This is a genomic window from Burkholderia sp. PvR073, from assembly GCF_054055695.1.
Map to the genome: position 1 here is coordinate 228,311 of NZ_JBSRXO010000005.1, position 19,097 is coordinate 247,407.

The following is a 19,097-nucleotide window of genomic DNA, read 5'->3' on the forward strand; positions in this document are numbered from 1 at the left end:
CCGGCAACGGCAACCAGCGCTATCAGCCGGTCAAAGCTGCCCGGCTGCCCAGATCCCCCGCGCCATCCCCGACGCGGCAATCACGATCACCATCACGAGCAGGGCCTGCCAGTGGCCGATCCGCACATAGGTCCGTGCGCGGCCGAGATCCGGCATCTGCTGCCGCCGCGCGGCGGTGCGCCAGCGGATCAGTCCGAGCATCGGCACGACCTCGAGCAGCAGGATCAGCACGAGCGCGGTCATCTTGAGGTGAAAGAGTGGCTCGTGAAGGTAATACGCGGCGCCTTTCTCGAAGCCGCCGAATGCGCGCGTGAGCCCCGTCGCGATCAGCACCAGCGCGGACAATCCCCAGGCCGCATCGGCCTTGAACACGCCGGGCAGGTCGGCGGCCTGCGCCGACGCGATGACCCGGCGCAGCGCGCGGTTGCGCCCCGCGATCGCGGCGAACGCGACGCCGAACGCCATCAGGTGAACGGCTGCCAGCAACCAGCGGACGATCATCGCGCCTCCTTGTCGCCCGCGCGCCGCGCAGGCCTTGTCAGACGATCTGCTTGAGCGCCGCGTCGAGCGCGAGCACCGCGACGCGGTCGCCCTCGGTCACGAGCGGCGCGCGCATCACGATCTGCCGGTTATGGCCGACGGCCGCCGGCGAATCCCACAGCAGCTCGACCTTCGGCCGCCGGAACAGGCTGCCGCGACGCGGCGGCACGGCGGCCGGCTGCGCACCCTGCTCGCCCGCTACCGGCGTACCCTGGCCGGGCCAGCGCACGGAGAGTTCGCGCGCGTCGTACTGGCCGACCTTGCGGCTCTCCATCCAGACGATCGCGGTACGTGTGAGCGTATCGAGCGAGATCGCGTAGCGGCCGACCGCGAAACGGCGCGCTGCCACGTTGGTCCGCCACAGCGGCCGCGGCCGGCACATCCACACGATCGCCGCATACAGCGCCGGCGCGGCGACGAGCCAGCCGTTGGTTGCCGTCACCGCGTGCAGCGCAGGACGCCAGCCGGCCGCCCACGCGAACGCGCCGATCGACCAGACGGCAAACAGGAAACCGATCAGCGCGAACACCCGCAGCGCCTGGCGCAGCCACTGCGGCAGCGGATGGAACGGCCGCTCGGCACGCGCGGCGGCGCCCGGCAGCGCGAGCAGCAGGAAGATCAGCACGAGATAGACGAACGCCCAGGGCGACGACACCATCGCCGACAGCGACGCGCGATAGCCCATCTGGGACATCGAGAACAGCCAGCGCGCGAACAGCACGAGACCGATCGCGCGCAATGCGAAGATCACGCCGGCGCCGGGGGCCGGCGCTGCGCGCGTCGTTTTCGTTCTCGCCAAGACAGCTCTCCTCTCGATGTTCGTGCGGGGCCGGATTTCACGGCACGGCCATTATAGGGACATTACCGTCTGGACAGATGGCCGGATGGCGTGCCGGCCACCTTCCGGGGCCGTTCGCGGCGTCGGGCGCGGCGAGAATACAACAGATCCGCGCGCAGATGTGACAACGCCCCGCCGGGGTCCCGGGCGGGGCGTCGATGAGGGCCTCAACCGCAGTGCGGCCGGCGGCCCGGCATCAGCTTGCGTTGACTTCGCGCAGCACCGTGCGGCGCTTCTGGCGCAGCAGTTCCTCGTAGCCCTTCACGTAATTCTGCGCCATTACCTTCGACGAGAAGCGCGCTTCGAACGCGGCCCGCACCTTCTCGCGCGGCAGCGTATCGAGGCGCTTGAGCGCCGCGACGGCCGACAGTTCGTCTTCGACGACGAAGCCCGACACGCCGTTGTCGATCACTTCCGGCACCGAGCCGCGCTTGAACGCGATCACCGGCGTGCCGCATGCCATCGCCTCGATCATCACCAGGCCGAACGGCTCCGGCCAGTCGATCGGGAACAGCAGCGCGTGCGCGTTGCCCAGGAATTCGGTCTTTTCCGACTCGCTGATTTCGCCGATATACTCGACGTGCGGCAGCGCGAACAGCGGTTTGATCTTCTCTTCGTAGTACGCGCGGTCAGCCTTGTCGAGCTTCGCGGCGATCTTGATCGGCAGGCCGGCCTGCTCGGCGATGCGGATCGCGGTGTCGACGCGCTTTTCCGGCGAGATGCGGCCGAGGAACGCGAGATAGCTCGGCTTCACGTTCGGGATCGGCGTCAGCAGGTTTTCCGGCAGGCCGTGGTACACGGTCGACAGCCAGTTTGCCTGCGGCAGCGGGATGCGCTGGTTGTCGGAGATCGACACGACCGGCACGTCGCTGAACGCGTTGAAGATCGGCTGCAGTTCCGGCAGGTCGAGACGGCCGTGCATCGTCGTCAGATGCGGGACCGGCTGGCGCGAGAACAGCGAGAACGGGTAGTAGTCGATGTGGCAGTGCAGGACGTCGAACTCTTCCGCGCGGCGGCGCACCTGCTCGAGGAGCAGCATGTGCGGGGCCATCACGTCGCGGATCGTCGGGTCGAGGCGCAGCGCCTGCGGCCAGCACGCTTCGAGCTTGGCGGAGGTTTGCGAATCGCCGCTCGCGAAGAGCGTGACGTCATGCCCCATCTCGACAAGTGCTTCGGTCAGATAGGACACCACTCGCTCGGTACCACCGTAAAGCTTCGGGGGGACTGCTTCGTGCAACGGAGCGATTTGGGCGATTCGCATGCGTAACTCCTAAAAAATCGGCTAAAAACCAGGTATGGGTCGGCAACCTGCCGGCGGTCCGGGCTGGATGCATTTCGTCCGACGGTCGGACGAATCAGCCTGCCGGGGCGTCGAACCCGCGCTGCTCAAGGAGCGTCGGCGACGCGACAGGCATAGAACGTTTGAAACGAGGACCCGTTGACAGGGGTTCGTAAAAAACCTGGAATCGACCCCGGAGCCGATTATCTAGGGTTAATCCCGAGACGACGCACAACATTTCAAACACTTTACTTTGTTACAAAGGCGCAACACTTTGCAACCCGCGGACTCGGGTGTCCGTTCTAGAGTGGAAGGCCCTTTTGGCGATCCTTGTCACCCGTGAGTGCCGGCAGCGTGATTCCGGCACATAAAGCAAGACGGGATGCCGGATTTTATCTCAAAATCGATCGCGAGCCTCTGGCCAAGGCAAGATTCGCGCAGCGCGACGCAGGCCTTGTTTACAATGCCGGATTATTCAGTCCGGGCGCACGCCGGCATGCGATCCAGCCGCAACGCTCAATCACCGAATCACCGCACGCATATTTTGGAATCTCTTACCCCCGCCCAGCGCAACGCCCACAACGCGAAGCTCTCGAGCTACGCGCACCGGCCGATCGCGTTCCTGTTCCGCTACATTCGCCTGCATCCCGTTGCCCACCTCGTCGTGCTCTGCAGCGTGCTGGCCGCCGTCGGCTGCGCGCTCGGCTCGCAATATGCGATCAAGCACCTGATCGACGTGCTGGCGACCGGGCGCCATCATCCGGGCCCGCTGTGGAGCTCGTTCGCGCTGCTCGTCGGGCTGATCGCGGCCGACAACCTGCTGTGGCGGGTCGGCGGCTGGGCCGCCGCGCACACGTTCGTCACGGTCACCGGCGACCTGCGACGCGACCTGTTCCAGTACCTGATCGGCCATTCGCCGACCTACTACTCGGAAAAGCAGCCGGGCACGCTCGCAAGCCGCATCACGGCCACGTCGAACGCGGTCTATACGTCGGAGAACACGATGGCGTGGAACGTGCTGCCGCCGTGTATCGCGGTGATGGGCGCGATCCTGATGATCATCGTCGTCAATCCGCTGATGGCCGCCGGCCTGCTCGGCTGCTCGGCCGTGCTGTCCATCATCCTGTTCAAGCTGGCCGGGCGCGGCTCGGCGCGCCACCACGCATTCGCGGCCAAGGCCGCGGCGGTCGACGGCGAGCTCGTCGACGTGATCGGCAACATGGGGCTCGTGCGTGCGTTCGGGATGACGCTGCGCGAACAGAAGCGCTTCAGCGCGACGATCAAGGCGGAGATGGACGCGCGCCAGCAAAGCCTGTTCTATCTCGAGAAGCTGCGGCTGCTGCATGCGGTGATCACCGCGATGCTGTCGGCCGGCCTGCTCGGCTGGGCGCTGTGGCTGTGGGACCAGGGCCGCGCGACGTCGGGCGACATCGTGCTCGTCAGCTCGCTCGGCTTCACGATCCTGCACGGCACGCGCGACCTCGCAGTCGCGCTCGTCGACGTCACGCAGCACGTCGCGCGCCTGTCCGAAGCCGTGAAGACGCTGCTCGAACCGCACGGGATGCCGGACCGCTCCGACGCGCAGCCGCTGGCGGCCACCGGCGGGCGCGTCGACTTCGAGCGCGTGACGTTCGCGTATCCGCACCGCCGCGCGATCCTCGACCACTTCGACCTCCATATCGAGCCGGGCCAGCGCGTCGGCCTGATCGGCAAGTCGGGCGCCGGCAAGTCGACCGTGCTCGCGCTGCTGCAGCGCTTCTACGACACGCAGGACGGCGTCGTGAAGGTCGACGGCCAGGACGTGAAGGTGATCACGCAGGACAGCCTGCGCCACGCGATCGCGCTCGTGCCGCAGGACATCTCGCTGCTGCACCGGACGATCTACGACAACATCGCCTATGGCCGCCCCGACGCGACCCGCGACGAAGTGCTCGCCGCCGCGCGCGACGCGCGCTGCGCGGAGTTCATCGAAGCGATGCCGGAAGGCTATGACACGATCGTCGGCGACCGCGGCGTCAAGCTGTCGGGCGGCCAGCGCCAGCGCATCGCGATCGCGCGCGCGATCCTGAAGGACGCGCCGATCCTGCTGCTCGACGAAGCGACGTCCGCACTCGACAGCTCGTCCGAGGAAGCGATCCAGAGCGCGCTCGACCGCCTGATGGTCGGCCGCACGGTGATCGCGATCGCGCACCGGCTGTCGACGCTGCGCAACTTCGACCGGATCATCGTGATGAGCAACGGCAAGGTGATCGACGACGGCAGCCCCGATGTGCTGCGCAACCGTCCGGGTCTGTACCGCGACCTGCTTGCGAAGCAGCACGGCCGCCATCACGCGCCCGACGGCACCGCGCCGACCGGCGAACGCGTGGCCTGACGCCGCGGCACGCAACCGATAAAAAAGCCGCCTGTGCGAAGCACGGCGGCTTTTTTTAATGGCATCGCGCGGCGCCGGCTACACGCGCTGCAGGTCGCGCAGGAAGTTGTCGCGCCACACCGACACGTTGTTCTCGCGCAGCTGCGCGATCATGTCCGCATAACGCGCGCGCCGCTCGGCGAGCGGCATCGTCAGCGCCTGCGACAGCGCATCGGCCATCCCGTCGATGTCGATCGGATTGACGATCAGCGCGCCCGTCAGCTCGCGCGCGGCCCCCGCGAAGCGCGACAGCACCAGCACGCCCGGATCGTCCGGATTCTGCGCGGACACGTACTCCTTCGCGACGAGGTTCATTCCGTCACGCAACGGCGTGACGAAACCCACGCGCGCCAGCCGGTACAGCGCGGCCAGCACCTGCCGGTCGTACTGGCGGTGAATGTAGAGGATCGGCGCCCAGTCGAGTTCCGCGTAGCGGCCGTTGATGCGCCCCGACTCCGCTTCGAGCTGCAGGCGGATGTCCTGGTACGCGCGCAGGTCGGCGCGCGTCGACGGCGCGATCTGCAGGAACGACACGCGGTTGCGAATCGACGTCTGGTGCTCCAGCAGTTTCTCGAACGCGCGGAACCGCTCGACGAGCCCCTTCGAATAATCGAGCCGGTCGACGCTCATGATCAACTGGCGCCCGCGCAGCGACGTCGCGAGCGTGCGCACGGCCTTGCCGTTCTCGGCCGCCTGCGCGAGCGACGCGATCTCGTCCGGATACACGCCGATCGGATAGGCGGCCGCGCGCAGCGTGTTGCCGAACGCGCTCACGCGCACCGTGTGCCCTTCGCGCGCCACTTCGCCGCCGGCCTCGAACTCGATGTAGTCGCAGAACGCGCGCAGGTCGGGCTCGGTCTGGAAGCCGAGCAAATCGAACGCGCACAGCGACTCGACGAGCTCGCGATGCGGCGGCACGTTGACGAGCACCTGCGCGGCCGGAAACGGGATGTGCAGGAAAAAGCCGATGCGGTTCTTCACGCCGGCCTCACGCAGCGCACGCGCGAACGGGATCAGGTGATAGTCGTGCACCCAGATCACGTCGTCGTCCTGCAGCAGCGGCACGAGCTGCTGCGCGAGCCAGACGTTCACGCGGCGGTAGCCGTCGAACTCGTGGCGGTCGTACTGGATCAGGTCAGCGCGGTAATGGAATGCGGGCCACAGCGTCGCGTTCGAGAAACCGCGGTAGTACTGGTCGTAATCGCGGCGCGACAGCCCGACGGTCGCGAACGTCACGGGGCCGCGCTCCTCGATGCGGATCTGCGGCGCACCGGATGCGACCACTTCGCCGCTCCAGCCGAACCACATGCCGCCCGTCTCCTTCAGCGCATCGTAGACACCGATCGCGAGGCCGCCCGCCGCCGGTTCGCCTTCCGAAATCGGGGCGACGCGGTTTGAAACGATGATCAGTCGGCTCATGCGCCCGGCTGCTCCGCGCCAAGCCAGCGGGCGATCTGCGCGTGCAGCGCGTCGACCGAGTCGAGCCGCATGCGGGCCGACGTCTCGCCCGCGCCGACCTTGATCGACAGACCGCCCCGCGCGTTGACCACCGCGAAGCCCTTCTCGTCGGTCAGGTCGTCGCCCGCGAACAGCGGCACGCGGCCCGCGAACGGCGGCTCGTCGAGGAACGCGGCCAGCGCGCGCCCCTTGTCGACACCCTTTGGCTTGATCTCGAACACCATCTTGCCCGGCTGCAGCACATACGCATCCGCATATTCGGCGACGAGGCGCTCGGCCGCTTCGCGCGCGGCCGGCTCGCGCTCGGGCGCATTGCGGTAGTGCAGCGCGACGGCCGCCCCCTTGATTTCGAGCAGCATGCCCGGATGACGCTCGACGACGGACGCGAGTTCGCGCTCGATGCGCAGCAGGCGGTCGTCGTTGAAGCCGATGCGCTGCGTGTCGCCGTTCGCGTCGCGACGCTCGGCGCCGTGCAGGCCGGCGATCGGCAGGTCCGGCATGTTCAGGAACGCGTCGAGGTTGTCGATGCCGCGACCCGACACGACGGCGAGCGCGCCATGCGAGCGGCGCCGCAGTTCATCGAGCAGCGTCAGCAGCGACGGCGGCACGTGAATACTGTCGGGCGTCGGCGCCAGCTCGACGAGCGTGCCGTCGAAGTCGAAAAAGAACGCGGTATCGGTCAGGGACAGGGAAGCCGGAACGGATTGCATCGATTCGATGGTCTGAGGAGCGGCCTGCAAACGCGCGGCCGCCGCTGCGAGAATGGAATTGTGCGCATCTTACCGCGCCTGCGTACCGAGATGGGCGAAACCGGCGCATGGCGGACCTCGCGCCACCGTCCGCGCCAACTGCGACATATTGCCCCGCTCGCCCGTGCCGTACGGGTTTCGAAAGGACGCGGGCGCGGGAATTGCGCTACAGTCGGCAACCGTCGGCCGCGCGACGCATGGCGCCGCGCCGGCCGACGACCGTTCCGTCCGATCGAGCCCCAGGATGTCGTCAGCCCGTCCCGCGCCGCACCGGCGCCGCCTCATCACCCGCTTCGTCCGCACGGCCGCGGCGCTGACCGCCGCCGTCGCGCTCGCCGCCTGCACGCACGACGAGCCGAACTGGCACCTGACCAACGTCACGGGCCACCTGCCCGACCTGTCGTTCACGCTGACCGGCGGCGACGGCCATCCAATCGACGCGAACGCATTCCGCGGCCGCATCGCGCTCGTCTATTTCGGCTATACGCACTGTCCGGACGTCTGTCCCGAAACGATGGCGCGGCTGATGGAAGTGCTCGCGAAGCTCGGCCCGCAGGCGAACGACGTGCGCATCCTGTTCGTCTCGGTCGATCCCGCGCGCGACACGCCGCAGGCGATGCAGTCGTACGTCGCCGCGTTCGATGCCGCGCACGCCCGTGGCCTGACCGGCACCGACGGCCAGATCGAATCGCTCGCGAAACGCTATCGCGTCGCGTACCAGATGGAAAAACGCGATCCGTCCGGCGGCTACGAAGTCACGCACAGCTCGGCCGTCTACATCTTCGACGCGAACGGTCGCGCGCGTTTGCTCGCGACCGACCGCGATTCGCCCGACGCCATCGCCGCCGATGTGCGCCGGATCATCGACACTGCCTCCCCCTCCCGAACTCCGACATGAAGACGACCCTCAAGACGTTCGCCCTCCTCGCCGTACTGTGCACCGGCGCGCACGCCTACGCCGCCGGCGCGATCACCGCGCAGAACGCGTGGGTGCGCTGGCTGCCGAACCAACTGCCCGCGGGCGGCTACGTGACGCTCGTCAACACGGGCGACAAGCCGGTCGATCTCGTCGACGTCGACAGCCCCGACTACGGGATGGCGATGCTGCACCAGACCGTGTCGAACGGCTCGACGCAGAAGATGGAAATGGTCGACAAGCTGACGATCCCCGCGCGCGGCAAGGTCGACATCGCGCCGGGCGGCTATCACTTCATGCTCGAGGAACCGAAGCACGCGATCAAGCCCGGCGACACCGTGCGCCTGCGCCTGAAGTTCTCCGACGGCGAAACGGTCGACACGCCGTTCGCCGTGAAGTCGCCGGCCCAGGCGAAGTGATGCGCGCGCGATGAACGTCCTGTACTGGCTCGATCCGTGGGAACCGTCGCCGACCGTGGTCATCGCGGTGCTGACGGCCGCCGTGCTGTTCGCGCGCGGCGTGAAGAAGGCGAAGGTGTCGCCGCTGCGGCAGTTCTCGTTCTGGTTCGGGCTGACGGCGCTCTACATCGCGCTGCATACGCGGCTCGACTACTTCTTCGAGCACGAATTCTTCCTGCACCGCGCGCAGCACCTCGTGCTGCATCACCTCGGGCCGTTCTTCATCGCACTGGCGTATCCGGGCGCGGCGATCCGCGCGGGCATTCCGTTTCGCTGGCGGCAGCGCTTCGTGCGCCCCGCGCTCGCGTGGGCGCCCGTGCGCGTGACGCTCGACGTGGTGTTCCATCCGGTCGTCGCGGTCGTGCTGTTCGTCGGGCTGATCTATTTCTGGCTGCTGTCGCCGATCCACTTCGTCGCGATGCTCGACTGGCGCCTGTATCGCGTGATGAACTGGAGCATGGTGATCGACGGGCTGCTGTTCTGGTGGCTTGTCGTCGATCCGCGTCCCGCCCCGCCCGCGCGGCTGTCGCCGGGCCGCCGGATCCTGATCGTCGTCGCGGCGATCCCGCCGCAAATCGCGCTCGGCGCGCTGATCTTCTTCACGCCGCACGAGCTGTATCCGATCTACTCGATCTGCGGACGCGCCTTCACGTGGCTCAGCCCGCTGCGTGACCAGCAGATCGGCGGCTTGCTGCTGTGGATTCCGGGTTCGATGATGAGCGTGATCGGCGCGCTGATCGCGCTGCGGCACTGGCTACGGCTGTCCGCGCGCGGCCGTCTGATCGACGAACGCGCTGGCGCCCGGCGCGCGGAGCGCCCGTCGGTGACGCGCGCCGCCCACTGACGGCACGGCGCGCCGCGCTTCAGGCGCGCGCGCTGGTCATCCACACGTGCGGGATGCCGTCCTCGTCGTGCACGTCCGAGTTCGGCGCGAAGCCGAATGCCCCGTAGAAGTGCTGCAGGTGGGCCTGCGCATGCAGGCTCACCTGCGTATCCGGCCACTGCGCGCGGATGTGCTCGAGCGCGCGCGAGATCAGCGCGTTGCCGAGGCCCGCGCCGCGAAACGGCGCGGTCGTCAGCACGCGGCCGATGCGCACGTCGGTGTTCTGCGCATCCGGCAGCAGCACGCGCAGGTAGCCCGCGAGGCGGCCCGCCGGATCGTACGCGGCCAGATGCCACGCCGCCTGGTCCGCATCGTCGATGTCGCGATACACGCAGTTCTGCTCGACGACGAACACGGCGCTGCGCGCGTCGAGGATCGCATAGACTTCACGCGCCGTGAGCGCGTCGAAGGATTTCCAGCGCCAGTCGAGATCGTCGACGCGCGGGGATGCGGCAGGTGCGGAAGCGTTCATGGTCGTCCTGATTCGGGCGCGCCGGCCGGCGCGCGGCAACCGTCGATTATGCCTCGAAGCGCACACGGCACGCGAGCGCCCTGCCGCGCATGAAAAAAGGCCCCGCAATTGCGCGGGGCCTGTCCGTCATGCCGGCATTTGGCCGAAGTGGCCGTTGTTGAAATCGTCGATCGCGGTCCGGATTTCCTCTTGCGAGTTCATCACGAACGGCCCGTAGCCGACGACCGGCTCATCGATCGGCTCGCCGCTCAAAATCAACAGCTTGGCGTCGCCGTTCGCTTCGATCTCGACGTCGCGGCCGTCGCGGCTCAGTTGCACGAACTGCGCTTCGCGGGCGACCGTCTCGCCGTTCACCAGCAGCGTACCGTTGAGCACGACCACCGCGAGCGTCCGCCCCTCGGCGATCGGGAACCGCGCGCGGCCGCCGGCTGCGAGCCGCACGTCCCACACGTCGATCGGCGTGTGCGTGCGGGCCGGGCCGCGCCGTCCGTCGAGTTCGCCCGCGATGATCCGCGCACGCCCCGCACCGTCCGGCAGCTCGACCACCGGGATGTCCGCGTTCAGCAGCGTCTGGTAGCCGGGCGCGCCCATCTTGTCGGCGGCGGGCAGGTTCACCCACAGCTGCACCATCTCGAGCGGACCGCCGCGCTTCGTGAAGGCCTCCGAGTGGAATTCCTCATGGAGGATCCCGCTCCCGGCCGTCATCCACTGCACGTCGCCCGGGCCGATCACGCCGCCCGCGCCGGTCGAGTCGCGGTGAGCGACTTCGCCGTCATAGACGATCGTCACGGTTTCGAACCCGCGGTGCGGATGCTGACCCACCCCGCGCGGCGCCGAAGCCGGCTCGAAGTTCGCGGGACCCGCGTAGTCGAGCAGCAGAAACGGGCTCAGGTGCGCCGCGTGAGACTGATAGCTAAACATCGAACGCACCGGGAAACCGTCGCCGACCCAATGGCCACGCGGCGCACTGTAAACACCCTGGATCTTCTTCATTTGCCTTCTCCGAATTGCGGCGAAACACGTGCTTCGCATCCTGAGTACGAATATAGAGATGGAACGATCGGTCCGGTAGACTGCGAAAATCGCACTCAGTGTTCTATTTGATGAACGATCAAGAACGGGATCTGAACGATCTCTATTACTTCGTGCAGGTGGTCGAGCACGGCGGCTTCGCGCCGGCCGGGCGCGCGCTCAACCTGCCGAAATCGAAGCTGAGCCGCCGCATCGCGCTGCTCGAGGCGCGGCTCGGGATGCGGCTGATCCAGCGCTCGACGCGCCGTTTCACCGTGACCGACGTCGGCCAGACCTACTACGCGCACTGTCGCGCGATGCTCGTCGAAGCGGACGCCGCCGACGAAGCGATCGCGCTGTTGCACGAGGAGCCGCGCGGCATCGTGCGCGTGAGCTGCCCGGTCGTGCTGCTCGATTCGCTGGTCGGCACGATGATCGCCGCGTTCATGGCCGCGTGCCCGCGCGTCGAGATTCACCTGGAGGCGACCAACCGGCGCGTCGACGTGGTCGGCGAAGGGATCGACGTCGCGATCCGCGTGCGCCCGCCGCCGCTCGAGGACAGCGATCTCGCGCTGCGCGTGCTGGCCGAGCGCGGCCAGTGCCTCGTCGCAAGCCCCGCGTTGCTGCGCGAGCTCGGCACGCCGGCCGTCCCCGCCGACCTGACCCGCCTGCCGAGCCTCGATCACGGCGTGCCACAGGCCACGCACGTATGGCGGCTGCGCGGCCCCGACGGCGCGCAGGCGGAAATCCACCACCAGCCGCGCCTCGTGACGGGCGGCATGCTCGCGCTGCGCGCGGCGGCCATCGCGGGTGTCGGCGTCGTGCAGCTGCCAACGATGATGGTGCGCGACGAAGTCGCCCGCGGCGAACTGGTGACCGTGCTGCCGAACTGGGCGCCGCGGCGCGAGATCGTGCACGCGGTGTTCGCGTCGCGGCGCGGGCTGTTGCCCGCGGTGCGCGCATTGCTCGACTTCCTGACCGAACGGTTCGCCGAACTCGCACCGGATTGAGCGGCGTCGCGTACTGCGCGGCGCGTTCGGCATCGCGCTGCGTGAACCGGACGCTGCAGACGGGCCGCGCGTGCCGTAGACTGCGGGACGCGCATCGCGCTTTTCACAACCCCGCCGTTCACCACCCTTATCGCATTTCAGCCATGTTCACGCTGTCCAACGACCCTCACGCCTCCAAGGCCGAACTCTATGCGACGCTCGTCGAGCAGGCACGCGCGCTCGTCGATTCGGAACGCGACCTGACCGCGAACGCCGCGAACTTCTCCGCGCTCGTCTATCACTCGCTCGACCGCCTGAACTGGGCCGGCTTCTATTTCTTCGACGGATCGGAACTCGTGGTCGGCCCGTTCCAGGGCAAGCCCGCGTGCGTGCGGATCGCGCTCGGCAAGGGCGTGTGCGGCACGGCCGCGCAGACCCGCGAGACGCAGGTCGTGCGCGACGTGCACGAATTTCCGGGCCATATCGCCTGCGATGCCGCGTCGGAGTCGGAAATCGTCGTGCCGCTGGTGGCCGCCGATGGCACGCTGATCGGCGTGTGGGACGTAGACAGCCCCGTTGCCGCACGTTTTGACGACGAGGACCGCAACGGGATGGAAGCGCTGTGCCGCGTGTTCGTCGAACACGCGTGGCAGAAGGCGCGCGGTTAAGCGGCGTTCACAGCGTGACGCAGCCGGTCGCCGCGGTGGAAGCGGTAGCCTTCTCGACCGTCCCGCGCGACTACCGATGACACGGGCCCCACGACGGGGCCCGTTTCCATTGCACCCAACGTGCGGGTTGCCCCGCGTCAGGCCGCGTGTGTGCCGGAGAGCGCCGCGAACGCCGGCGGCTTCACGTCGTCCGACAGGATCTCGAAGCCCTGCTCCGTCACCACGACCATGTGCTCCCACTGCGCGGACAGCGAATGGTCCTTCGTGACGACTGTCCAGCCGTCCGCCAGCACGTGCGTGTCGCGCTTGCCCGCATTCAGCATCGGCTCGATCGTGAAGATCATCCCCGGCCGCAGCGGCACGCCGGTGCCCGGGCGGCCATAGTGCAGCACCTGCGGCTCGTCGTGGTACACGTCGCCGATCCCGTGCCCGCAGTACTCGCGAACCACGCTGAACCCCTCGCGATGCGCGACCTGCTGGATCGCATAGCCGACGTCGCCGAGCGTCGCGCCCGGACGCACCGCGCGGATGCCCGCATGCATCGCCTCGTAGGTCGTCGCGACGAGACGCCGCGCCAGTTCACCCGGCTCGCCGACGAAGTACATGCGGCTCGTGTCGCCGAACCAGCCGTCCTTGATCACCGCGATGTCGAGATTCACGATGTCACCGTCGCGCATCGGCCGCGACGACGGAATACCGTGACAGACCACGTGGTTGACCGACGTGCACAGGGTTTTCGGATAACCGTGATAGCCGATGTTCGCCGGGATCGCGCCGAGTTCGTCGACGATGTATTCGCGGCAGCGCGCGTCCAGTTCGTCCGTGGTGACGCCCGGCTTCACGTGCTCGGTGATCATCGTCAGAACCCGGGACGCGAGCTTCGCGGCCTCGCGCGACTTGTCGATTTCCGCGGCGCCGCGGATCGGGATTTCTCGCTTCGCCATTACGCCACCTGCTCGATGTCGCGCGCCACCGACTCGGTCGGACCCGCATCGCCGCCGCGCGCTTCGATCTCGATCAGCATTCGGCAGATATCGCCGTAGGACAGCGACGGATTGAGTTCCGACAGCATCCCGACGCGCAGCCAGTGTTCCGCCTGCGCATTGATCGAACGGCTCAGCGCGGTACTGGTCGAGCGCAGCCGTTCGTGCATGTGCTCGGATATCTTGATGATTCCCATATGTCTCTAATTAAACGAAATGTAGTCGTTTCGTATATTACGCTCGCACCGGCCGACGAGCAAGCGTTCGGTCGCCGGCGCATCGCCTAGCCGGGAACGCCGGAATTCCATCGAAACCCCGTTGACATCGAATTCCAGCTTGCTGGACAATAAATCCATCATGAAGGAATCCACCCGCCCGCCCGTCGACGACACCGGCATCAACGAACGCATCGCCCGGCGCGTGCGCGACTTGCGCACGCTACGAGGCTACACGCTCGATGCACTCGCCGCGCGTTCCGGTGTCAGCCGCTCGATGATCTCGCTCATCGAGCGTGCGTCGGCGAGCCCGACGGCCGTCGTGCTCGACAAGCTCGCGGCGGGTCTCGGCGTGTCGCTGGCCGGACTGTTCGGCGGCGATCGCGACGACGCGCCCGCACACCCGCTGGTGCGGCGCGCGCAGCAGGCGGAATGGCGCGATCCGGCGTCCGGTTACCTGCGGCGCAATCTGTCGCCGCCCGGCTGGCCGTCGCCGATCCAGCTCGTCGAGGTCGATTTCCCGCCCGGCGCGCGCGTCGCGTACGACTCCGGCGGGCGCGAAAGCGCACCGCATCAACAGGTGTGGGTCGTCCATGGGCGCGTTGACGTCACGTTGGGCGACCAGCTTCACGAACTTCACGCCGGCGACTGTCTGGCCATGCGCCTCGATCAGCCGCTGATTTTCAGCAACCCGTCGTCGCAGGCCGCGCGCTATGTCGTCGCGATCTGCGATGTTCCCGCCGCCGCCGGCGCGCGGAGTGTGTCATCCGTTCAAAGCCGCCAGGCGCAGGAGCCCGTATGAATTCCCCGAAACAGCGTGACGACGTGCGCCTGATCGATTGCAGCGAGGCCGAGCATGCCGCGGCCATCCTCGAGATCCTGAACGATGCGATCGTGAACTCGACCGCGCTGTACGACTACCGGCCGCGCCCGCCCGAAGCGATGGTCACGTGGTTCGCGACGAAGCGCGCCAGCGGTTTTCCGGTCGTCGGCGCGGTCGATGAATCGGGCACGCTGGTCGGCTTCGCGAGCTGGGGCACGTTCCGCGCGTTTCCGGCGTTCAAGTACACGGTCGAACACAGCGTCTACGTGCACCGCGACCATCGCGGCCGCGGGCTCGGGGAGCTGCTGCTGCGCGAATTGATCCGGCGTGCACGCGAAGCCGACGTGCACGTGCTGGTCGGTTGCGTCGACGCAACCAACGGCGGCAGTGTCGCGCTGCATACGCGCCTCGGTTTCGTGCACTCGGGCACGATCACCGAAGCGGGCTTCAAGTTCGGCCGCTGGCTCGATGCGGCGTTCTATCAGTTGAGGCTCGACACCCCCGCGCAGCCGGTGGATGGCTGATCGGCATCGTTGAGCGTTCGGCGGTCTCCCGCTGACGCGGGCTATGCAGACGGCCCGCGCGACGACGACCACCGCCCTCGCAGCGACAACGCGATCAAGCCCGCGTTGTCCCTATGCCTCCAGGCTTTCCATACGCGTCCCGGGCCCCGGCCCCGCACCTTCGCCCCGTGACGACGAGTGTGACGTTCGCCGCATTCTTGCGCGAGAACGGCAGCGATACGGTATTCCCCAGCGGCCGCAGCGCGGTCGCATACCGATCCATCACTCGGAGGATGCCGTATGAAAACGCCCCATGCCCTGCCGTACCATCCCGGATCGCGACACGACGCCGGCCTCGCGCGCCGCGCGGTCCGATGCGTTGCGTGCTCGCTTGCCGCCCTCCCGCTTTTCTGCGGACAAGCGTTCGCGGCCGGCGCGTGTCCGACGCCGTTTGCGTTGAGTGGCAACACCGATCTGCTGTGGAAGGAAGTCACCAACAACCAGTGGCGCAACATGCTGCCGCGCGGCTGGACCGACAACGGTTTTCACTTCTATAGCCGGGTGCGCAACCGCGGTCCGGAGAACGGCATCAACACGCCGTCTGACCTCGAGTCCGAAATCCGCAAGCAGAGTTCCGACGCGCCGGCCGGCGGCACCAACCCGAATCGCCGGGCGATCACGCTGCCGATCTTGAACAGCAAGGGCCAGCATCTGCTGGTGATTTACGACTACGACGGCAAAAGTACGTCGAAGTGCGAGCTGGTAACGTTGACGTATCCGGCGGAATAGATGCGTGAATGAAGTGCTGAAAAAGGAAAAGCCCCGCCGAAGCGGGGCTTTTCCTTTCTTGTTGGGAGGCGCGAGCCGGACAGCCCTGACGCGACGATCGACTACGCGGCAACAACCCGATCGCGACCTTGATGCTTCGCACGGTATAGCTCGCCTGTCAGGCTCTGGATGCAATCCAATGGAGGGGCTTCCGCTGTTCCAGACGGCGGTCCTTGCCCGCCTGTTGCCTGTCGAGACCACCCGTTTGATCCGACGCAAAAGCGTGGCGATCGCGGTTCGCGTGTCCGCAATGGCGAGTACACTGAAAATTCAATCGCAGCAGGAGAATGTGATGAGTGACGCTGGCCCTCAAAGCACTTTCCGAGGCCTGCCGCTTACGGTGGAGCAGGACGCGGAAGTGAAGCACTACATAACCGACCGAACTCGGCGCGGACTGCCCTGGGACACGCCGGAGTTGAGCGCGATGCTCAACGACATGCTGCATCCCCCGGGTGACGGGGACGGTGATGTCGCCTCCGAGGCAGACGAAACTCGAGCCGCCGCCGAACGTGCAACGGCATCGATTGACGAAGCGATGGACCCCATCGAGGCGAATGAGGAGTGGAATGCGGCCATGGAGTCGGAAGGCATGAAAGGCCCCCGACGATAACCTGCCAACGTCACTCCGATGATGGGGCAGCACCTGTGGCCTTATCGGATGACGCGCCGATACAAAACCCTGCGCTGCCACTGCCCCTGGCCCGAGAAATAGTCCGGTCTGGAAGTAGAGAAATTCGGCATGATGTGTCCAGGTAGACACAAGGGCCATGCTTGGTCAACTCGCCTCGATTGCCAACTAGCCGATCCACGGGTGGCGAGCGTCGGTTTTTGGTCGGTTGAAGGCGTGATAAGCGCGAGGCTTATCCAGCAAGGCTCCCGCTCCTGTGCTGTAGCAGATCTGCAGCACGCAAAAAAGCCCGCCTTCAGCGGGCTTTCGCGTTTTCGGAGCGGCAAACCGACAATCCCCGTCAGTCCAAGGGCTGCAAGGCGGCAACCCTGTTCCGGCCGATGGTCTTCGCATAGTACAGCGCCTCATCGGCCGCCTTGATCACCGCGCCGGCATCACCGTCCTGCTCCGGCGTCCAGCTGGCGAGGCCAATACTGGCCGTGACACGCCCATACTCGCTGCCAGCATGTTCGAGTGCCAGTTCGTCGATTGCCGCGCGAATCCGCTCGGCGATCTGCGCAGCGCCGGCCGGCGGCGTATCGGGAAGCAGCACGACGAATTCCTCCCCGCCATAGCGAGCCGCGGTATCGACCGGCCGACGGATGTTTTCGCCGATGCAGCGGGCGACCGCCGCCAGCGCGTCGTCCCCCGCCTGATGCCCGTAGGTATCGTTGTAAGCCTTGAAGCGATCGACGTCGACGAACAGCAGCGAGAAGACGGAATGCGTCCGCCTGGCGCGACGCCACTCCCGATCCAGAACCTCCCCGAAACTGCGGCGATTGTTCAGGCCGGTGAGCCCGTCGGTCCGTGCCAGCAGCACCAGCTCGGACTCGGCCCGCATCCGACGGCGCAGTTGCCCACTGAGCATGAAAGACAGCGCGATGAACGCGGCGCCGAACGTTACCACCAGTGCGCCGATCGTCACTGCGCGGTGCCGCCACGCGGCATAAACGTCCTGCTCGCCTTCTGCGACCATGATGATCAGCGGCAACTTCGGCAGGTGCTTGAAATAGTAGAGGCGACGTACGCCGTCGATTGAAGCCGTTTCCGAGAATACGCCCTCCGGCGCACGCTGAAATCGTCGAAAGGTCGCAGCCTTGCTGATATCGCGACCGACGATGCTGACGTTGTACGGTTGACGCATCACCATGATGCCGTCCTTGCCGATCAGCGACATCGAACCGTGCTGCCCCAGCGACAGGCCCGCAAACAGGTGGTGGAAGTACTCGAGATTGATCGCAATCAGCGCGACGCCGCCGAACGATCCGTCCGGGTTCGAGACGCGCCGAGACAGCGCAATAGTGAGCATGCCACGACGCAAGCGCGACACGAACGGATCGCTCACATAAAGTCCTACGTCGGGGTTATCGCGATGCACAGTGAAGTATTTGCGATCGGCGAAATTGCCCTTTCGGGGCACGTCGTTGGCCGAATCCAGAACGATATCGCCGTTCGCGTCGAGTACCAGTTGCGAACCGATGAAGGGGGCACTCATAGCATGATCGAACAGCACGCCGCGCCGCAACGCCGGCGCCGCCGACATCACATCAGGCCGTTGCAGACCCTGGATCACCGCCTGCAAAGACAGGTCGTAGAGTTCGAAGTTGCGCTCGATGTCGCGCTCAGCCATCAGGCCGAGATTACGCGAGGTTTCGCTTGCGCGCTCCAGTGCGTCGTTCCGGCTCTGAAATAGCTGCAGCACGCACAGGCCCATCAGTGCGCAGGCGATCACAATGCCAACCGCCACGATGACGTAGGGGGCCGCCGTACGACGATGCATGGTCTCCTCGGCGCAAAATGAGCCGCGCCCGTCGTGCGGGGCGTGGTTTCCGCATACTAAATCGGACGGGTGCATTTGAACACTCGGCGCGCACCCGACCAGAACTCGAACAGCAAAAAGCAACTTTGTGTCCGACCGATGACAATCCGGCCGTGTCCTCGATCGACGCAATTTGACGGATCGCTCCGTCCGCTGCGACCGACCATTCTGCCGGACAAACCGGGCGTAGGCTGGATGATCGACTTGCCAACCACGATCACCCAGCAACAGGTTCCGGAAGCACGTGAGATTATCCCTGCCCCGGAGGCCTGCGAGACTCGGACCGGCACAATCGTCGTCCGGCACAACTGGCAATGGACGCTATTCCAGAAGACGCGGACATTTAGCCGTGTGATCAAGCAGCGCTCCACTACTCCAGGCGACTTTCCTACAACGATGAAAACGGCGCCGGAAAAAGAAAAAGCCCTGATTTCTCAGGGCTTTTTCTTTTCTTACTTGGAGGCGCGAGCCGGAGTCGAACCGGCCTAAACGGCTTTGCAGGCCGCTGCATAACCGCTTTGCTATCGCGCCAAAAGCGGACTGTCCGGATGCCGTGAAGGCAAGCGACAGATTTTTATTCGAGGA

The 19,097-nt window shown here is 66.6% G+C and carries 21 protein-coding genes and 1 tRNA gene; 11 read left to right on the plus strand and 11 right to left on the minus strand.

What is annotated here, in order from left to right; all coding sequences use genetic code 11:
• Positions 1-30 precede the first annotated feature (30 nt).
• The 3 genes from ACVK00_RS17685 to ACVK00_RS17695 all read right to left on the minus strand — a co-directional run bounded on the left by ACVK00_RS17685 (position 31) and on the right by ACVK00_RS17695 (position 2,639).
• Positions 31-501, minus strand: a complete 471-nt coding sequence (locus ACVK00_RS17685) for a DUF2214 family protein (protein WP_284895217.1) — start codon at positions 499-501, stop codon at positions 31-33.
• Between the two features lie 37 nt (positions 502-538).
• Positions 539-1,339, minus strand: a complete 801-nt coding sequence (locus ACVK00_RS17690) for a hypothetical protein (RefSeq protein WP_228907181.1) — start codon at positions 1,337-1,339, stop codon at positions 539-541.
• Between the two features lie 235 nt (positions 1,340-1,574).
• Complete coding sequence (locus ACVK00_RS17695) at positions 1,575-2,639, minus strand: glycosyltransferase family 4 protein (RefSeq protein WP_006476459.1); 1,065 nt, start codon at positions 2,637-2,639, stop codon at positions 1,575-1,577.
• A gap of 562 nt (positions 2,640-3,201) precedes the next feature.
• Here ACVK00_RS17695 and ACVK00_RS17700 point away from each other — a divergent pair.
• Positions 3,202-5,031, plus strand: a complete 1,830-nt coding sequence (locus tag ACVK00_RS17700) for an ABC transporter ATP-binding protein (RefSeq protein ID WP_354122944.1) — start codon at positions 3,202-3,204, stop codon at positions 5,029-5,031.
• Between the two features lie 78 nt (positions 5,032-5,109).
• Here ACVK00_RS17700 and otsA read toward each other — a convergent pair whose 3' ends face one another.
• Both otsA and otsB read right to left on the minus strand, forming a co-directional pair.
• On the minus strand, positions 5,110-6,489 hold the full coding sequence (gene otsA, locus ACVK00_RS17705; protein WP_006751851.1) for an alpha,alpha-trehalose-phosphate synthase (UDP-forming): 1,380 nt from the start codon (positions 6,487-6,489) through the stop codon (positions 5,110-5,112).
• Positions 6,486-7,238: a trehalose-phosphatase gene (otsB, locus tag ACVK00_RS17710; RefSeq protein ID WP_228907179.1), complete on the minus strand. Its 753-nt coding sequence runs from the start codon at positions 7,236-7,238 to the stop codon at positions 6,486-6,488. Before otsB ends, otsA begins: the two co-directional genes overlap by 4 nt.
• Before the next feature lie 283 nt (positions 7,239-7,521).
• On the opposite strand from otsB, the gene ACVK00_RS17715 reads away from it, so the two are divergent.
• The 3 genes from ACVK00_RS17715 to ACVK00_RS17725 are packed head-to-tail and all read left to right on the plus strand — an operon-like array spanning position 7,522 to position 9,495.
• On the plus strand, positions 7,522-8,175 hold the full coding sequence (locus tag ACVK00_RS17715; RefSeq protein ID WP_284895151.1) for an SCO family protein: 654 nt from the start codon (positions 7,522-7,524) through the stop codon (positions 8,173-8,175).
• Positions 8,172-8,612, plus strand: a complete 441-nt coding sequence (locus tag ACVK00_RS17720; protein WP_284895149.1) for a copper chaperone PCu(A)C — start codon at positions 8,172-8,174, stop codon at positions 8,610-8,612. The genes ACVK00_RS17715 and ACVK00_RS17720 overlap by 4 nt, the downstream gene beginning before the upstream one ends.
• Positions 8,613-8,622: 10 nt before the next feature.
• A complete protein-coding gene (locus tag ACVK00_RS17725) occupies positions 8,623-9,495 on the plus strand; it encodes a cytochrome c oxidase assembly protein (protein WP_284895147.1) in 873 nt (290 codons plus the stop codon).
• 19 nt (positions 9,496-9,514) lie between these two features.
• On the opposite strand, the gene ACVK00_RS17730 is transcribed toward ACVK00_RS17725, so the two are convergent.
• Together ACVK00_RS17730 and ACVK00_RS17735 are read right to left on the minus strand one after the other, a co-directional pair.
• Positions 9,515-10,006 (minus strand): GNAT family N-acetyltransferase, encoded by a 492-nt coding sequence (locus ACVK00_RS17730; protein ID WP_284895145.1) that lies wholly within the window; start codon positions 10,004-10,006, stop codon positions 9,515-9,517.
• A gap of 126 nt (positions 10,007-10,132) precedes the next feature.
• Positions 10,133-10,999, minus strand: a complete 867-nt coding sequence (locus tag ACVK00_RS17735) for a pirin family protein (RefSeq protein ID WP_284895143.1) — start codon at positions 10,997-10,999, stop codon at positions 10,133-10,135.
• A 110-nt stretch (positions 11,000-11,109) separates the two neighbouring features.
• Here ACVK00_RS17735 and ACVK00_RS17740 point away from each other — a divergent pair, with 110 nt between their 5' ends.
• Both ACVK00_RS17740 and ACVK00_RS17745 read left to right on the plus strand, forming a co-directional pair.
• Positions 11,110-12,027 carry a LysR family transcriptional regulator gene (locus ACVK00_RS17740; protein WP_284895141.1) on the plus strand — a complete coding sequence of 306 codons (918 nt, stop codon included), beginning with the start codon at positions 11,110-11,112 and terminating at the stop codon, positions 12,025-12,027.
• 143 nt (positions 12,028-12,170) lie between these two features.
• Positions 12,171-12,674 (plus strand): GAF domain-containing protein, encoded by a 504-nt coding sequence (locus ACVK00_RS17745; RefSeq protein ID WP_284895139.1) that lies wholly within the window; start codon positions 12,171-12,173, stop codon positions 12,672-12,674.
• Positions 12,675-12,811: 137 nt separating this feature from the next.
• On the opposite strand, the gene map is transcribed toward ACVK00_RS17745, so the two are convergent.
• Positions 12,812-13,618, minus strand: a complete 807-nt coding sequence (gene map, locus ACVK00_RS17750) for a type I methionyl aminopeptidase (RefSeq protein ID WP_284895137.1) — start codon at positions 13,616-13,618, stop codon at positions 12,812-12,814.
• Complete coding sequence (locus ACVK00_RS17755; protein ID WP_006751861.1) at positions 13,618-13,854, minus strand: ParD-like family protein; 237 nt, start codon at positions 13,852-13,854, stop codon at positions 13,618-13,620. Before ACVK00_RS17755 ends, map begins: the two co-directional genes overlap by 1 nt.
• A 160-nt stretch (positions 13,855-14,014) precedes the next feature.
• Here ACVK00_RS17755 and ACVK00_RS17760 point away from each other — a divergent pair, with 160 nt between their 5' ends.
• The 4 genes from ACVK00_RS17760 (at position 14,015) to ACVK00_RS17775 (ending at position 16,636) form a co-directional block, all read left to right on the plus strand.
• Complete coding sequence (locus tag ACVK00_RS17760) at positions 14,015-14,674, plus strand: helix-turn-helix domain-containing protein (protein WP_284895132.1); 660 nt, start codon at positions 14,015-14,017, stop codon at positions 14,672-14,674.
• The gene (locus ACVK00_RS17765) at positions 14,671-15,219 is read left to right on the plus strand and encodes a GNAT family N-acetyltransferase (protein WP_006751864.1); all 549 of its coding nucleotides are present in this window, start codon (positions 14,671-14,673) and stop codon (positions 15,217-15,219) included. The genes ACVK00_RS17760 and ACVK00_RS17765 overlap by 4 nt, the downstream gene beginning before the upstream one ends.
• 435 nt (positions 15,220-15,654) lie before the next feature.
• Positions 15,655-15,987 (plus strand): hypothetical protein, encoded by a 333-nt coding sequence (locus ACVK00_RS17770; protein ID WP_284895129.1) that lies wholly within the window; start codon positions 15,655-15,657, stop codon positions 15,985-15,987.
• Positions 15,988-16,318: 331 nt separating this feature from the next.
• Positions 16,319-16,636 carry a hypothetical protein gene (locus tag ACVK00_RS17775; RefSeq protein ID WP_228907610.1) on the plus strand — a complete coding sequence of 106 codons (318 nt, stop codon included), beginning with the start codon at positions 16,319-16,321 and terminating at the stop codon, positions 16,634-16,636.
• 358 nt (positions 16,637-16,994) lie between these two features.
• On the opposite strand, the gene ACVK00_RS17780 is transcribed toward ACVK00_RS17775, so the two are convergent.
• Positions 16,995-18,473: a sensor domain-containing diguanylate cyclase gene (locus ACVK00_RS17780; RefSeq protein ID WP_284895127.1), complete on the minus strand. Its 1,479-nt coding sequence runs from the start codon at positions 18,471-18,473 to the stop codon at positions 16,995-16,997.
• A gap of 234 nt (positions 18,474-18,707) precedes the next feature.
• Here ACVK00_RS17780 and ACVK00_RS17785 point away from each other — a divergent pair, with 234 nt between their 5' ends.
• Entirely contained in the window at positions 18,708-19,001 is a 294-nt protein-coding gene (locus ACVK00_RS17785; RefSeq protein ID WP_435521217.1) for a hypothetical protein, read from the plus strand.
• Here ACVK00_RS17785 and ACVK00_RS17790 read toward each other — a convergent pair.
• A tRNA-Cys gene (locus tag ACVK00_RS17790) sits at positions 18,970-19,043 on the minus strand. The two genes, ACVK00_RS17785 and ACVK00_RS17790, sit on opposite strands and share 32 nt — an antisense overlap.
• Positions 19,044-19,097 lie beyond the last annotated feature (54 nt).